We start from the raw sequence: 16,201 nt of genomic DNA, 5'->3' as shown, positions 1-16,201 counted from the left end.
ACGGACAACCCTCACCAACCTCCCGGGAAACAGCAGTTACATAACTTGCTTGGCATATTACTGGGTTGGTATGTTCGCCTCCGTGGCCACCCCGTTCGAGGTACTCGCCGAGCCGACCCGACGCCGGATCCTGGACCTGCTGCGGGAGCGCCCACGCTCGGTGGGCGAACTGACCGAGCAGTTGGGTCTGACCCAGCCGGGCACCTCGAAGCACCTGCGGGTGCTGCGCGAAGCCGGGCTCGTCCGGGTGCGCCCGGACGCGCAACGTCGCTGGTACGAACTCTGTCCCGAACCACTCGCCGAACTCGACGCCTGGCTCGCACCGTATCGGTGGATGTGGGCCGGTCGGCTCGACGCGCTTGAACAACATCTGAACACCATGCCAAGTGGGTCCGACAGTTCCGCCGCCCGCGACGACCCGTCCGTCCCCGGCCCGCCGCGACCGGCGGACGGCGACGGCGCGGACCCGGGGCGGCGGGGACGCACGAGATCGGAGGACCGGTAATGAAGGAGAGCCTGGACAGCGTGGCGGGACGCCAACGGCTGCGCATCGAGCGGCGGCTGGCGCACCCGCCGGAGAAGGTCTGGCCGGCCGTCACCGAGCCCGAGCACCTGAGCCGGTGGTTCCCGGCCGAGGTGAGCCTGGAGCCCCGCGTCGACGGACGGATCACCTTCAGTTTCGGTCCGGGCGACGCCGCGTCCGCCGGCTCGATCAGCGCGTACGACCCGCCCCGGCTGTTCGCCTTCGACTGGGACGGCGACCTGTTCCGGATCGAGTTGCGCGCCGACGGCCCGGGTTGCCTGCTGGTGTTCAGCCACACCTTCGACGACCGCCCCGCGGCGGCGAGCTACGCCTCCGGCTGGCGCAACTGCCTGGACGGACTCGACCGGCTGCTGGACGGCCGGCCGGACGTACCGCCGGAACGCCCCTCGGGCCGGCTGCACGAGTCGTACGTCGAGGCGTTCGGGCTGGCCGACGGGACCGCCGACACCACCGCGGACGGCTGGCAGGTGCGCTTCGAGCGGCAACTGACCCGGCCGATCGAGGCGGTCTGGGCCGCACTCGCCGACCCGGACCACTGCCCGGCGGCCACGATCGGCGCGACCCCGCCGTCCGGGTTCACCACGGACGCGTTCCCGGCCGGGGTGATCACCGCGCTGGACGCACCGTCCCTGCTGGAGTACGCCTGGCAGTCCGCCGGGCAGCCGGCCGGACGGATCCGCTGGGAACTTTCCGCCGGGACCGGACACGGTGCCCGGCTCGTTCTCGTCCAGACCGGTCCGGCCGATACGACCGGGGCGCAGGTGACCGCGCTGACCGCCTGGCGGGACCGGATCGAGCCACTGGCCCGACGACTCGCCGAGGAGTCGGATCGGAACGCCGACTGAGAAGTCCCTCGACTTGACACCACGCTTGCGAATATGTGCACTTGTGACACTCCGCTCAAGCCGGCAACGGTGCCCGCAGCAGGTGACCCGGCCGGCCCGCCACCGCACGGGGAGGCACGATGGCACCATCCGCAGGCCCAGGCACCCCAGACCTCCGGCTCGACCGTCGCCGACTGCTCGGCCTCGGCCTCGCCGCCGGAGCCGCTCCGCTGCTCGCCGCGTGCGGCGGGGCCTCGACCACCGGCTCGGACGCCGAAGGTGCGATCACCTTCATCTCCACCCAGTTCACTCCGGTGGAGGAGCGGCAGCGGTTCGAGCAGATCCTCCGCGACCGGGTGAAGGCCGGCGCGGTCGCGTACAACACGGTCGAGCCGAACGTCTTCTCCTCCACCATCACCTCCCAGGTGGCGGCCGGCCGGGTCCAGGTGAGCCTCGCCGGTGGCCTGCACGGGGACTTCGCCCCGCACGCCGACAAGTTCGAGAACCTCGACGACCTGGCCGCGAAGCTCACCGACCGCCAGTTCCCGCCGGAGATCGCGAACCTCGGCAAGCTGGCTGGCGGCGCCACGACGTACCTGCCGTGGATGCAGGCGTCGTACGTGCTCGCGGTGCACAAGCGGGCCCTGCAGTGGCTGCCCGCCGGGGCCGACGTGCAGAACCTGACGTACGACCAGTTGCTGGACTGGGTCACCGCCGCCCGGCGGGGCAACGGCAACAAGCCGGTCTTCGGCCTGCCCTGCGGTCCGAAGGGCCTCTACCACCGGTTCTTCCAGGGCTACCTGCTGCCGAGCTTCACCGGCGGTCAGATGACCACTTTCCGCAGCCCGGAGGCGGCCGCCGCCTGGCAGTACATGTTGGAACTGTGGGCCCAGACCGCACCGGCGTCGACCAACTTCGACAACATGCAGGAGCCGCTGCAACGCGGTGAGGTGCTGATCGCCTGGGACCACGTCGCCCGCCTGGTCAACGCCCCGGCCGACAAGCCGGACGACTGGCTGATGGCACCCGCGCCCCGCGGCCCGAAGGGTCTCGGCTACATGCTGGTCGTCGCCGGTCTGGCGATCCCGCGCGGCGCGCCGGAGGCGGACCGGGCCCGCGAGGTGATCGAGGCGCTGACCACCCCGGACGTGCAGCTCGAGGTGCTGCGCCGGAACGCGTTCTTCCCGGTCGTCAACGCGACGCTGCCGACCGACCTGCCGCCCGCCGTCGCCCTCGAGGCCGAGGCGGTACGCCGGCAGCAGAGTGCCGAAGGGGCCGTCCTCGCACTGCCGCCGGTGGGGCTGGGCGCCAAGGACGGCGAGGTGTCGCAGCTCTTCAAGAACTGCTTCAAGGAGATCTGCCTGGACGGCCGGCCGGTGCAGCAGGTCCTGGACCGCCAGGCCCAGCAGTTGAACACCATTCTGGACGAGGCGAAGGTGCCGTGCTGGCGCCCGGACCCGGTCGTGGCGGGACAGACGTGCCGGGTGCAGTGACGACGGCGCCCGACCCGGCACCGTCGGAGCCGTCGCCGGCGGCGGTCCCGCCCCGGCCGGCCCGTCGGCGGCGGCGGTCCCGGGTGCCGACCGCCGCCCTGCTCGTCGCGCCCTCCGTGGTGTTCCTGGCCGCGCTGTTCCTCTGGCCGATCGCGGTCGGCGTCGGGCAGGCGTTCACCGGCGCCGACGGGCCCACGCTGGCCCACCTGCGCCGGATGGTCGACGACCCCTACTTCTGGACCGCAACCCGGAACACCGCCCTGCTGATCGTCGTGCTCATCCCGCTGCAGTTCGCCTTCGCGCTGACCATGGCGCTGCTGCTGCGGGAGCGCCCCCGGCTTTCCTCGTTCTACTTCTACGTCTGGTGCGTACCGCTGGCGATCAGCGATCTCGCGGCCGGACTGGTCTGGCTGTCGATCTTCGCCGATCGGGGGTACCTCAACTCGACGCTGGCCTGGCTCGGGCTCGGTGACGGCTTCGCCTGGCTGTCGTACGACAACCAGACCACCATGTTCGTCGCGGTGCTGCTGGCCGAGCTGTGGCGGGCCACCTCACTGGTCCTGGTGATCGTGGTCGCCGGGCTGCAGAACATCCCCCGCGACTACGACGAGGCGGCGGCGGTCTTCGGCGCGACGTACTGGCAGCGGCTGCGGTACGTCATCCTGCCCCAGTTGCGGCCGAGCCTGCAGGTCGCGCTCATCCTCCGGACGATCCTCGGACTCCAGACCTTCGCCGTCGCCCAGGCACTCACCGGCCGAAGCTTCCCGCTGCTGGTCGGCGAGACCTACCAGTGGTACGTGACGCTCCAGAACGAACACGTCTCGGCGGCGATCGCGCTGGTCATCCTGCTGATGTCGCTCGGCACCGCCGTCGTCTACCTGCGGGTGCTGCGCGACCCGTCGACCGGTGGCGTCCGGTGAGCCGCCGGAGCGCGGCGCGGCGCCGCACCGTCGGTATCCACCTCGCCTGTGTCGCCGTCACCCTCTTCATGGGGGTACCGATCTACCTGATCGCGCTGGCCGCACTCTCCAGTCGCGAGTCGCTGAACCGTTTCCCGCTCTCCCTGCTGCCCGGGGACCTGTCGACCGAGACGATGCGGGTCTTCCTGGACAGCACCGGGGTGATCGGCGGATTCCAGAACTCCGTCGAGGTTGGCCTGCTCAGTCTGGTCCTGTCGCTGGCACTCGGCGTGCCCGCCGGGTACGCCGTGGCCCGGTACGCGTTCCGCGGGCGGGAGCCGTACCAACTCTTCCTGCTGCTCACCCGGGCACTGCCGATCGTTGTGCTCTCGGTGCCGCTGGCCCGGGTCTTCCTGGCCAGCGGGCTGTACGACACGACGTACGCGGTGGCACTGTTGCACACCGCGCTGGCCCTGCCGACCACCGTACTGATCACGTCGGCGATCTTCGTCGCGGTGCCGGTCGAGCACGAGGAGGCGGCGATGATCTTCGGAGCGAGCGCACCGAAGGCATTCGCCCGGGTGGTGCTGCCGCAGGCGTTGCCCGGGATCGCCGCCGCCGCCATCTTCACCTTCGTCACCTCCTGGAACGAGGTGCTGGGTGCGGCGGTGCTCACCCTCAACCGGCGTACCCTGCCGGCCCAGGTGCTCTCGACGCTGGCCGACTCGCCACTGGCCTTCCGGTTCGCCGGCGGCTTCGCGCTCGTCGTACCGGCCCTGGTCTTCATCGCGTTCATGCGCCGATACCTGTTGAACATGTGGGGAACCACGATCCGCTGACGCCGCCGACGACGCGACATCGAGGCGGCGACATTCAGGAGCGGCACCGAGGAAGGGACGAGCGTTGGCCGAGATCGTGCTGCGGAATCTGGCGAAGACCTATCCGGGAACCAGGACGCCCGCCACCGACGACATCAGCCTGGAGGTACGCGACGGCGAGTTCCTGGTGCTCGTCGGCCCCAGCGGCTGCGGCAAGACGACCCTGCTCCGGATGATCGCCGGGTTGGAGTCACCGGACGAGGGCACCGTGCACATCGGTGGCCGGGACGTGACGGACCTGCCGGCCCGGCAGCGCGGGCTCTCCATGGTCTTCCAGTCGTACGCCATCTTTCCGCACCTGCGGGTCCGGCAGAACATCGCGTTCGGGCTGACCATGCGGAAGACCCCGAAGGCGGAGGTCGACCGGCGGGTCGGCGAGGCGGCCGAACTGCTGCACCTGACGGAGTACCTGGACCGCTATCCGGCCCAGCTCTCCGGCGGCCAGCGCCAACGGGTCGCGGTGGCCCGGGCCATCGTGGTGGACGCCGACGTGCTGTTGATGGACGAGCCGTTGTCCAATCTGGACGCCCTGCTCCGGATGGAGTTCCGGACCGAGCTGAAGCGGATCGTCGGCAAGCTCGGCACCACCACCGTCTACGTGACCCACGACCAGGCCGAGGCGCTCTCCCTCGGCGACCGGGTGGCGGTGCTCCGGGAGGGCCGGATAGCCCAGGTCGGGCCGCCGCTCGAGGTGTACGACGCACCCACCGACGAGTTCGTCGGCGGGTTCCTCGGTGCCCCGCCGATGAACTTCCTCCCGGCCCGGCTGGACCGCACGGGCGACCGGCCCGGGTTGCGGTTCGGCGACCAGCGGATCACGGCCCCGGCGGCGCTGGCCGGCCACGGGTCCGAGGAGCTGACGGTGGGCGTGCGGGCGGAGAACATCGAGGTCTTCGACGCCGACGGTCCGGACCGGCTCGCCGCCCGGGTGGAGGTGGTCGAGCCGACCGGGGCCGCGATCCTGCTGACCGTGGAGCTGGAGGGTCGACAGCTCAAGGTGCAGACCCCGCCGAGCTTCCGGATCGGTCCCGGTAGCCCGGTCTGGCTCTCGGTCGACCCGGGCCGGATGCGGTTCTACCGGGCCGAGGACTCGACGGCGATCCGACTCGCGGACTAGCTGGCGGCCGACGGTCGGACCCGGGGCGCCCGGCGGGCCGCGTCCCCCATCGGGTACCCGGGCGACGCCGGCCGGTAAGGTGGCCGACGCGCCCGTCGGGGAGGCCTCGCAGAAGAGACCGCCGCGATTGGGTACGAGATCCACCCGCTGGGTACGGTGAGCACGTGCTGGAATCCGGAGTCGTGCTGGGTGGGCGGTACCGCCTCGAGGACCGTGTCGCCACCGGTGGAATGGGTGACGTGTGGCGCGGTACCGACGTGGTGCTCGGTCGCCGGGTCGCGGTGAAGGTGCTGTTGCCGGCCCTGCTGGCCGATCCCGACTTCATCGCCAGGTTCCGTGCCGAGGCGCGGATGCTGGCCACTCTGCACCATCCCGGCATCGTCCAGGTCTACGACTTCGGTGAGGACGAACTGCCGACCGGTCGGACCGACTACCTGGTGATGGAGTACGCCGACGGCGAGCCGCTGTCGGCGCGGATCCGCGAGGCGGGCCGGCTCAGTGTCGCCGAGACCCTCCGGGTGGTGGCGCAGGTCGCACACGCCCTGCACGCCGCGCACCGGGGCGGGATCGTGCACCGGGACGTCAAGCCGAGCAACCTGTTGATCCAGACCGACGGCCGGGTACGGCTGCTGGACTTCGGTGTCGCCCGCTCGGTGAACATCACCAGCATCACCAGCGCCAACGCGGTGCCGGGTACGGCCCTCTACATGGCTCCCGAGCAGGCGGCCGGCCGGCCCGTCTCGGCGGCCACCGACATCTACGCGCTGGGTACGGTCGCGTACCAGTGCATCGTCGGCGAGCCGCCGTTCAGTGGGGACAACCCGCTCCAGGTGGCGGTGAAGCACCTGCACGAGGAGGCGCCGCCGCTGCCCGACGACGTACCCGCGTCGGTTGCCGCGTTGATCGAGCGGACCCTGGCCAAGGATCCGGCGGACCGTTATCCGGACGCCGCCGCGCTGGCGGCGGCGGCCCGGGCCGCCGCCCGCGATCCGGACGTCGCCGCCGCGGACGCGGCGGACGAGGCCGGGGAGCCCGGCACCCCCCGGCGGACGGCCGTGGGTGCGGGCGCGGCCCGGACCGGTTCGGCCCGCCGGGGAGGCGGTGGCGGGACCCTCGCCGACAATCCCGCCGTACGGTCGGACGACCGGTCCCGGGAGCCCGGCCTCGGCGTCCTGACCCTGGCCGGGATCGCCGCCGTCGTCGGGCTGGCCGCGGCGGCCGTGACGGCCCTGATCGCGTTCCGGGCGGACGACCGGTCACCGGCGACGGGGGCGACGCCCTCGCCGACCGTCAGCCAGAGCACGACCGTAGAACCGAGCGTGCCGGAGGCCACGGCCACCATCCCGAGCGGCGGTGGAAACGTCCCGCCACCCCGGCCGACCAACACTCGCCGGCCCACCCAGTCCGCTACGCCGAGTTCGGATCCGGAGCCGGACGACGAACCGTCGGGCGAGCCGACCGGCTCGGCGGAGCCCACCAATCCGGTGCCGACGACCCCTCCGGACGGACCCGAGGACCCGCCGAGCGGCGGCCCGGTCGATCCGGACGCGGGCTGACCGGCCCGGCAACCCCCGCTTCGCCATTCACTATTGGTAGTGTCTCCACTACCCATAGTCCTTCCTGGTGGAAAGACGACGAAATACTTACCTTTATCCCCGTTTCCACGGTGATCAATGATAAACCGCCCTAAGGTGTGCACCACGTCTTTTCTGTACGGTGGGAGCCCGCATGAGCAGGGAAAAGCTGGTTGTCGTTGGTCAGGGGTACGTCGGTCTCCCCCTCGCGGTCTCGGCGGTGGAGGCCGGCCTGGACGTCGTCGGGCTCGACCTCGACACCACCCGGGTCAAGCGGCTCGGCATCGGGGAGTCCTTTGTCGAGGACATCTCCGACGCCCGGCTCGGTCAGGCGCTGGCGACCGGGCGCTACCTGCCGACCAGCGACTACGCCGACGCCAGGGACTTCGACGTCTGCGTGATCAGCGTGCCCACCCCGCTGCGGGACGGCGTGCCGGACCTCAGCTACGTCGAGCAGGCCGGCACCGCGCTGGCCCCGCACCTGCGGCCCGGCGCCACGGTGATCCTGGAGTCGACGACCTATCCCGGCACCACCGAGGAACTGCTGCTGCCGCTGCTGGAGCAGGGCAGCGGACTGCGCAGCCCGGGTGACTTCCACCTCGGCTACAGCCCCGAACGGATCGACCCCGGCAACCCGACCTGGCGCCTGGACAACACCCCCAAGGTGGTTTCCGGGATGGACCCGGCGGCACTGGCCCGGGTCGACGCCTTCTACCGCCGGATCGTGCAGCGGACCGTACCGGTCGACTCGACCCGGGTCGCCGAACTCACCAAACTGATCGAGAACACGTTCCGCCAGGTCAACATCGCGCTGGTCAACGAGCTGGCGGTGTTCAGCCACCAGCTCGGCATCGACATCTGGCAGGCCATCGACGCGGCGGCCACCAAGCCGTTCGGCTTCATGTCGTTCACTCCCGGACCGGGCACCGGTGGGCACTGCCTGCCGATCGACCCCTGCTACCTCTCCTGGCAGGTCAAGCGGCGGTTGGGCCGACAGTTCCGGTTCATCGAGCTGGCCAGCGACATCAACCACACCATGCCCGAGTACGTGGCCCAACGGGTGATGGCCGGCCTCAACACCCGGGGCCGGCCGTTGAACGGCGCCACCCTGCTGATGATCGGTCTGGCGTACAAGAAGAACACCGGGGACCTCCGGGACTCGCCCGCGGTCGACCTGGCCAATCGGCTGCACGCCCTCGGCGCGCGGGTCAGGGCGGTCGAGCCGCACGCCGATCCGCAGCAGATCCCGGCCTGGGTGGCGGTGGTGGATCCGACCGAGCCGGAGGTCCGGGCCGCCGACGCGGTCGTGGTGGTCACCGATCACGACGACCTCGACTACGAGTCGATCACCCGCACCGCCGCCTACGTCTTCGACAGCCGTAACCGGTGCACCGGGCCGAACGTCGAACAGCTCTGAGCCGGCGGTTCCGGACGGCGCTCACCCCGATCCCGGCCGCGGCGCCCACCCGGGGAGCGACGCCGACGGCGCCGCGGCGCCCGACCCCTCCAACGGCGGTGCCGGGTCAGCGGGCCCGGGCGAGCGCGGCCACCGGTTCGACCTGCTCCGTCGGCCAACAGCCCCGGGCCATGGCGAGCCGGTGGTACAGGTCGCGGGTGGCCGCCACCAGCCGGGGCGTGCCGAACGCCTCCCGGGTCTCGGCCAGCGCCGCCCGGCCCATCGTGGCGCGCAGGTCGTCGTCACCGAGCAGTTGCAGCACCGCCCGGAAGAGTCCGTCGAGGTCCCGGCGATCGCAGAGCAGTCCGGTCCGACCGTGCCGGACCACCTCGGCGGTGCCGCCGACGTCGGTGGCGACCACGGGCCGACCGGCCTGCCCGGCCTCGATCAGCGCCAGTGGGGTTCCCTCCTGGTCCGAGGTCAGCAGGACCACGTCGGCCGCCGCGTAGACCGTCTCCACGTCCGGCCGCCAGGGCAGGAACATGACGTCGAGCCCGTCGGCCAACGCCAGGGCCGTCGTCTCGGCCAGCCGGTCACCGTCGCCGCAGACCACGAACCGGACGCCGGGCATCGTGCGCCGGACCGCCCGGGCCACCGTCAGGATCCGGTCGAGCCGCTTGACCGCGGTGACCGGGCCGACGTACGCCACCACCGGCCCGGTCCCGTCCAGCCCGAGCGCCCGCCGGGCCAGGTCCCGGTCCGGTACGGGCGACAGGCTCGTCCCCGGCGGCACCACGGTGTACTGGTGCGGTCGGCCGATCCGGGCGGCGAGCAGGTCGTCCCGTACCCGGGCACTCACCGCGACCAGGGCGTGGCTGGTCCAGGCCAGGGTCGCCTCGGCACCGCCGACGAGCCGGGCGAGCCCTCGCGGAGACAGCGGGCCGGGCAGCGGATGACCATGGAAGCTGTGCACCCGGATCGGCACCCGGCAGGACGCCGCCGCGAGTCGGCCCAGCACCCCACCGCGCAGGTCGTGGGTGTGCACGAGGTCCGGCTGGAACTGACGGATCGCCGCGACCAGGGCGGTCAGGGCCCGGAGGTTGTCCGCCGGTCGGGCCGAACGCCGGAGCGCGGGCAGCACCCGGACCGGCACGTCGGCGGCGCCCAGGCGCCGGTAGTCACCCTCACCCGTCTCGACCGGACCGGCGTAGAGCCGCTGCTCGAACCGGTCCGGATCCAGGCCGCGCATCAACGCGCTGACCTGCGGCGCAGCCTCACCGACGTTCATCCGCGAGATGATCCGCAGCACCCGAAGCGGTCGCATGGTCGAGCCTTTCGCGAGTCGCGGCACGCCGAGGACCGGCCACGCCGGAAATTCACTACTTGTCCCGTTATACCGCCATTCATCCGAGTGTGCCGACAGTCCGGAGAATCAGGAAGGTGAACCCGTCTAGAAGGGTGCGTCGGCCGGCAACCGGCGAACCTGGGTGAGATAGGCGTCGAGTTCACCGGTCTCGAACCGGCAGGTGCCGATCGTGTGCCAGAACTGGCCGGCGGCGTCACCTTCCAACTTGTACCGCCCGTCCGGGCTCAGCGCCGCCCAGCCGTCCGGCAGGCCGAGCAGGGTCAGCCGGGGCTGCGCGTGCTCCGGGTCGGCCACGTCCCACAGCCGTACGCTGCCGTCGTCCGCGGCGCTGGCCAGGAGCGTACTGTCCGGACTGAAAGCCACCGACCAGACCCGTCGACTGTGCCCGCCCAGCGAGCCGTGCCGACGCCCGGTACGCGGGTCCCAGAGCCGGATCGCCAGGTCGTCACCGGCGGTGGCCAGCAGTTTGCCGTCCGGACTGAACGCCGCTGACCAGAGCCGGCCGGTGTGCTCGGTGAACACCCGCACCCGGGCACCGGTGACGGTGTCCCAGAGCACGGCCGTGCCGTCGTTGCTCGCACTGACCAGCAGGCCACCGTCCGGACTGAACACCACCGCGTAGACCCGGTCGGTGTGCTGCTCCAGGCTGTGCCGGCAGGTACCGGTCGCGGCGTCCCAGAGTCGTACCAGCCGGTCGTCGCAGCCGGTCGCGATCGTCGTACCGTCCGGGCTGAACGCGACCGAGCGGACCCGGCCCCGGTGCGGGCTCAGCGTGCCGATCTGCCGGCCCGTGGTGCGGTACCACAGCCGTACCGTGTCGTCGTCGTTGGCGGTCGCCATCACGTCACCGTCCGGGCTGAACGCCTCGGCCCAGACGTGGTCGGTGTCCACGTCGAGTTCCCGCTCGTCGACGCCGGTCTCCACATTCCACAGGTGCACGCCACCGTCGCCGCTGGCGGCGGCGAGAATCGGCGTACCGGGGCAGAAGACGGCGGAGATCAGCCGGTCCGACGTACCCGCGATCTGCCGGACGCAGCGCCCGCCCCGCGGGTCCCACAACCGGACCACACCGTCGTTGCCGCAACTGGCCAGCGTCGAGCCGTCCTCCCGGAACGCCACCGAGGTGACCCGCCGGCCGTGTCCGCGCAGGGTGTGCTGGCACTGGCCGGAGCGGACGTCCCACAGCCGGGTGGTGCCGTCGTTGCTGCTGGTGACCAACTGGTCCTCGGTGGGATGGAACGCGACCGGCCACACCGAACCCCGGTGCCGGCTCAACTCGTGCCCGAGTTGTCCGGTCGGTACGTCCCACAGCCGCACCCCACCGTCGCTGGAGGCGGCGGCCAGCGTCTCACCGGCACCGTTGAACCGGACGCTGTAGATCGCCCCGGTCTGCCGGGCGAGGGTACGGACCGCCCGGCCGGTCGCCGGTTCCCAGAGCCGTACGGACCCCTGGATGTCCCCGGAGGCCAGCAGCGCCCCGGTCGGATCGAAGTCCAGCGCGTAGACGTCCGCCTCGTGCCCGCGCAGCACCAACCGCTCCTGCCCGCTACCGGTGTCGCTGAGCCGGATCCTGCCGCCCTGCCCGGCGACGGCGAGCAGGGCGCCGTCCGGGCTGATCTGGAGCCGGTAACCGACCTCCGGGTCGTGCCTGGCGTAGCGCAGCGCACCGGTGCCCAGGTCCCAACCCCGGATCACCCCGGCGCTGTCCCCGACCACCAGCAGCGTCCCGTCCGGACTGAACGAGGCGGTCCAGATCGGCGGGGCGTGACCGGTCAACTCGTAGCGGGGCTCGGCGGTGCCGGTGTCGAAGACCCGGACCGTGCCGGCCGCGTCGCCGACCGCCAGCGCCCCCCGGGACCGGTCCACCGTCACCGGCCAGACCCAGTCCCGGAAGCCCTCCAGCACGTGCCGCAGGTCACCGTGGTCCGCGTCCCAGAGCCGGACCGTCAGGTCGGCCGAGGCGGTCACCAACTGGTGCCCGGCGATGTCGTAGTCCACCAGGTACACCCGGCCACGGTGCCCCTGCAGGGTCCGGACCGGCAGCCCCGAGGCGGTGTCACAGATCAGCACCCCGCCGTCGTCGCTGCCCACCGCGAGCGTCGTACCGTCCGGGCCGTACCCGACCGGGTCCGGGATGCGTCCCACCTCGAAGCCGTAGGCGACGCCGACCGCCGGCGGGGCCAGCCCGGGCACCACCGGCCGGCCCGGCGCCAGCACCGCGCCGCGCAGTTCCGGGGCGACCAGCAGCGTCCGGTCGGCCTCCACGTCGATCAACGAGGCCCGGTGCCACCTGCTGCCCTGCACCGCGACCCCGCGCAGGTCGGCCCGGAGGAACCGGGCACCGGTCAGGTCCGCGCCGCGCAGGTCGGCGTCGACCAGGTTGGTCTGGTCCAGTCGGGCGCCGACCAGCCGGGCACCCCGCAGGTTGGCCCCGCGCAGGTTGGTGGCGACCAGCCGGGCGTCGCCCAGGTCCGCGTCGCTCAGGTCCGCGCCGGCCAGCTCCCGATGTGAGAGGTCCTCGCCGCGCAGCGACGCCCCGCGCAGGTCGGCCCGGGACGGCAGCCGCAGCCGGGCGCTGAGCCGGAGCGCGTTCGCCCGCGCCGTCTCGTTGGCGGTCTCGTCGCCGAGGATCCGGCCGGCCCACTGCTCGCAGCGCGCCGCGTTCGCCAGATCGGAGAGGAAGTCGACGGTGAGCTGGGACAGCGGCCGGCGGGTCAGGGCCTGCGGCGACTCGCCCCGATTCAGTCGCTCGGCCAGGTCGTTCGCGACGAGCCACTCCACCACCGAGGCGTGGATGAAGCCGAACAACCCCTCGTCGGTACGGACCAGCAGGCTGCCCGCGCCCACCGCGTGCGCCGCCTGCTGCCGGGACAGCCGGAACTCGGCCAGGTCGGTCAGGGTCTCGGCGACCTCCGCGATCTCCGCCAGCCGCAGGTAGGACTCACCGCTCTCCCAGAGCCGCAGGGCGAGCCGGGTCACCGCGATCCAGAGCTCCGTCTGACCGAGGCTGACCGGTGCACCCGGCACCCCCTGGGTCCGCCGTTCCTCGAAGTCGAGCCAGGACTGGAGGATCTCCCGGTACAGCGCCGCCGCGCTGAACGTGGCGCTCGTACCGGCCACCGCCGCGAGCCGGCGGTCGTCCAGGTTGGCGATGAAGCCGAGCATCCGGGGATTGCGGGAGAGCCCGAGCAGGTCCTGTACGCCGCGCAGCAGGTCCATCCGGTCCTGCGCGGCCTGCTCGTCGCCGCCGTACCGGTGCCGCAGGTAGGTACGGATCTGCCCCGGGGTGAAGTCCTCGATGTTGAGCACCCGGCGGTGCGGCAGCAGCCCGACCCGCTCGCCGAGAGCGGTGAGCACCTGCGAATTGGTCTTGAAGTGCTGGGTACGGCTGCTGACCACGACCTTGGCGTTGCCGTCGGCGGCCTGGAGCAGCGCCTCCAGATGGTCCGCCGCGCGATCGTAGGTGACCCGGGCGACCAGCTCGTCGAAGCCGTCGAAGAGCAGCACGATCCGCCCCTGCCGGAGCATGAACCGGAACGCCTTGAGGTCGATCACCTGCTCGCCGTGGTTGGCCAGGTGGGCGGCGACCAGCCCGTCGACCGAGTGCGCCTTGTCCAGGGCCCGCAGCTCCACCAGGATCGGGATCAGGTCCGGCGCGGCGGTCGGCAGCCGCCGGGCCAGCTCGCGCATGGCGAACGTCTTGCCCCGGCCGAAGTCGCCGAGCACCAGGGCGAACCGGCCGTCCGGGGCGGTCATCATCCGCAGCAGTTCCTCGACCACGTCCTCCTGGACGCCCTGCTCCCCGCCGACCAGGTGGCGGTAACGCTGCGGCACGTACAGGCCGGGTGGGTAGAGCTGGTCGGCCTGCAACCGCGCGGTCTGCGTCGCGACGTAGTCACGCAGGTCCAGCAGGCCCTGGAACTCGGTCAGGTTGAGCACCCGGACACCCCGGCGCAGCGCGTCGTCGTACTGGGCGCGGGGCAGCCGGGGGCCGTCGTAGACCAGCTCCGAACCGATCTCCGGGTTGGCGGCGTGCACCCGCCGGGCGAACGCGTCGACCTCGGCCGGGCTCGGCTGGCCGAGGCTCACCCCGACCCGCTGCTGCCGGACCACCCCGTCCTCGCGGTAGGTGAGGAACAGGTGCGGCAGCCCACCCGCGCCCTCGCCGTTCGGCTGTCCCCCGGTCCGCTGCCCGCCGACCCGCCGGATCAACACCCGGTCGTGCCGCGCCTCGCAGACCTCGGCCAGCCGGTCGAGCAGTTCCTCGACCGGGTCGGGCCGCTGGTCCGGGCCGTCGGTCCCGAACTCCACCCGGTCGTCGATGCCCTGACCCGGACCGGTCGACCCGGAACCCTGGGCCGGGCCCTCGTCGAGCCCCGACACCCGCTGGCCGGGCACCTGGGCCGGACCGGTGGTGCCGAAGGTCGCCTCGACCCGGGACCAGCGGCGCGGGATCTCCTCGCCGGCGTCGTACCGGTCGTGCCGGCCGAGCACCCAGCGGGTCAGGCCGGTCGGGCCGAGGCGGAGCACCTGGGCGCGTCCGTCGGTCACGGGCGGCGCGACCGGCCCCGCCGGGTCGGTCACCCCGCCGGACGGCGCGGCCCCGGACATCAGCAGGTTCAGCATCGGGGCGACCAGTCGGCCGAAGGTGCCGCCGTCACGCAGCGGCGACTCCGGGCCGGTGAGCAGGCCTCCGGCGTACGGGCCGGCTTCGCCGGGGTCGTGCGCCATCACCCCGAGCCGGAGCCAGCCGGTCTGCTGGTACGGCCGCAGCCACTGGGCGAACCAGCTCGCCTGGGCCTCGCCGAGGTGTCCGTAGTGGTCCTCGTCGCGGTGACTGTCCGCGATGGTGGAGTTGAGCCCCGCCACCACCACCTGCAGGTCCGGTACGGCGTACAGGGTCCAGGGTTGTTCGCTGTCGAAGATCGGTTCTTCCAGCCCCTGGTAGATCTCGTCGAACAGCCGGGCATAGTGCCGCCACTTCGGCCAGTACGGCGGCTGCGGGTCGATGTCGTCGGCCTCGCAGGTGGCGAAGTAGGCCCGACTCGCGGCCCGGGTGATGTCCCGGGCCCCGGGGACCACCACCAGCCGGTGCGGCTCCAGTCCGACCAGTACCCGCAGTCCGGTGAGGAAGCTCAGCGCATCCTCGAACTCCCGGGCGCTCCCCGACTCGGTGAGGTTGCCGGCCACCACGATCAGGTCGGGCCGGGGCACTCCGTCGTTCATCAGCAGGGTCAGTTCGCCCATGATGTTCTCTTGCAGCTCGCCGGGGGTGACCGGGGCCCCGGGCTCGATCACTCCCCGGCCGAAGCGGGGTCCGGCCACCTGGAGCACGGTCAGCGCGTTCCGGGTACCCGGTCCGGAGCCGGCGGCCGGCGGGAACTGCGGCGGGTTGATCGGCGTACGCCGGGACCGTGGTCGGCGGCCGAGGCCGGCCGCGACCGGCTCCGGCAGTTGGCCGGGCCCGGTGGTCGCCGACCGGGGCTGCGGGAAGACCGGCTGCTGGTCCGGCTTGGCCCGACCGTCGAGTGCCTGCCGGATCCGGTCCAGCACCCGGGACCGGGCCTGGGCGGGATCGGCGACACCGACGAGGTCCACGTAGGTGATGGTGGCCAGCAGCCCGTCCAGTGGACAGTCCTCGATCCGGACGGTCACCAGCTTGTTGCCGGTGCCGGTCGGGTCGGCCCGCAGCGCGGCCTGCCACTCCAGCTTGCCGTAGGTGGACCGCAGGTAGCGTTCGGAGAGGACGGCGACGACCACGGCCGCCTCCCGGACACCCCGGTCCATGAAGTCGATGAAGTTGGTGCCGGGCACGAAGTCCCAGGCCTGCAACATTGTCCGGTAGCCGGCCGCCTCGAACTCCCAGGCGAGCCAGGTCGCCCAGCGCTCGTCCGCCGGGGAGTAGCTGATGAAGAAATCGATGGACCGCTCGGCCCGGACTGGCTGCACGCGACCTACCACCCGGACAGTATGCCGGCCGAGGGCTCTCCTCCCGTACCGCCGCGACCGGCACATCGTGATCGGCCGTCGGTCCCCGGTGGCGCCGTGTGCGAAGATCCTGCCCTGTGGGCATCGATCCGGGCAGCCCGCCCCCCTCCGCCAGCCGCCGC

10 protein-coding genes are annotated in these 16,201 nt (G+C 72.2%); 8 read left to right on the top strand and 2 right to left on the bottom strand.

Features of this window, described 5'->3' with window-relative positions; genetic code table 11:
* Positions 1–82: 82 nt before the first annotated feature.
* From H4W31_RS28685 to H4W31_RS28650, 8 genes are all read left to right on the top strand, one after another.
* Positions 83–505, top strand: coding sequence for an ArsR/SmtB family transcription factor (locus H4W31_RS28685; protein WP_192769479.1), 423 nt, complete (start codon positions 83–85; stop codon positions 503–505).
* Positions 505–1,389: an SRPBCC family protein gene (locus tag H4W31_RS28680; protein WP_192769478.1), complete on the top strand. Its 885-nt coding sequence runs from the start codon at positions 505–507 to the stop codon at positions 1,387–1,389. Before H4W31_RS28685 ends, H4W31_RS28680 begins: the two co-directional genes overlap by 1 nt.
* Positions 1,390–1,508: 119 nt before the next feature.
* Positions 1,509–2,861, top strand: a complete 1,353-nt coding sequence (locus H4W31_RS28675; RefSeq protein WP_192769477.1) for an ABC transporter substrate-binding protein — start codon at positions 1,509–1,511, stop codon at positions 2,859–2,861.
* Positions 2,858–3,781 (top strand): carbohydrate ABC transporter permease, encoded by a 924-nt coding sequence (locus H4W31_RS28670; RefSeq protein WP_318783456.1) that lies wholly within the window; start codon positions 2,858–2,860, stop codon positions 3,779–3,781. Before H4W31_RS28675 ends, H4W31_RS28670 begins: the two co-directional genes overlap by 4 nt.
* Positions 3,778–4,599 carry a carbohydrate ABC transporter permease gene (locus H4W31_RS28665; RefSeq protein WP_318783455.1) on the top strand — a complete coding sequence of 274 codons (822 nt, stop codon included), beginning with the start codon at positions 3,778–3,780 and terminating at the stop codon, positions 4,597–4,599. The genes H4W31_RS28670 and H4W31_RS28665 overlap by 4 nt, the downstream gene beginning before the upstream one ends.
* Before the next feature lie 64 nt (positions 4,600–4,663).
* Positions 4,664–5,755 (top strand): ABC transporter ATP-binding protein, encoded by a 1,092-nt coding sequence (locus H4W31_RS28660; protein ID WP_192769475.1) that lies wholly within the window; start codon positions 4,664–4,666, stop codon positions 5,753–5,755.
* 164 nt (positions 5,756–5,919) lie between these two features.
* The gene (locus H4W31_RS28655; RefSeq protein ID WP_192769474.1) at positions 5,920–7,311 is read left to right on the top strand and encodes a serine/threonine-protein kinase; all 1,392 of its coding nucleotides are present in this window, start codon (positions 5,920–5,922) and stop codon (positions 7,309–7,311) included.
* A gap of 172 nt (positions 7,312–7,483) precedes the next feature.
* Entirely contained in the window at positions 7,484–8,746 is a 1,263-nt protein-coding gene (locus tag H4W31_RS28650; RefSeq protein WP_192769473.1) for a nucleotide sugar dehydrogenase, read from the top strand.
* Between the two features lie 106 nt (positions 8,747–8,852).
* Here H4W31_RS28650 and H4W31_RS28645 read toward each other — a convergent pair whose 3' ends face one another.
* Entirely contained in the window at positions 8,853–10,049 is a 1,197-nt protein-coding gene (locus tag H4W31_RS28645; RefSeq protein WP_192769472.1) for a glycosyltransferase, read from the bottom strand.
* A gap of 126 nt (positions 10,050–10,175) precedes the next feature.
* The gene (locus H4W31_RS28640) at positions 10,176–16,040 is read right to left on the bottom strand and encodes a WD40 domain-containing protein (protein WP_318783453.1); all 5,865 of its coding nucleotides are present in this window, start codon (positions 16,038–16,040) and stop codon (positions 10,176–10,178) included.
* Positions 16,041–16,201 lie beyond the last annotated feature (161 nt).

Source organism: Plantactinospora soyae, from assembly GCF_014874095.1.
In the GTDB taxonomy this organism is placed as follows: domain Bacteria; phylum Actinomycetota; class Actinomycetes; order Mycobacteriales; family Micromonosporaceae; genus Plantactinospora; species Plantactinospora soyae.
The sequence above is the reverse complement of the archived record's forward strand: the minus strand, read 5'-3'. Positions and strand labels throughout refer to the sequence as shown.

Bases quoted from the DNA above. Each gene is read 5' to 3' on its own strand.
- H4W31_RS28650 (WP_192769473.1), top strand. From the start codon at position 7,484: ATGAGCAGGGAAAAGCTGGTTGTCGTTGGTCAGGGGTACGTCGGTCTC.
- H4W31_RS28680 (WP_192769478.1), top strand. From the start codon at position 505: ATGAAGGAGAGCCTGGACAGCGTGGCGGGACGCCAACGGCTGCGCATC.
- H4W31_RS28675 (WP_192769477.1), top strand. From the start codon at position 1,509: ATGGCACCATCCGCAGGCCCAGGCACCCCAGACCTCCGGCTCGACCGT.
- H4W31_RS28645 (WP_192769472.1), bottom strand. From the start codon at position 10,049: ATGCGACCGCTTCGGGTGCTGCGGATCATCTCGCGGATGAACGTCGGT.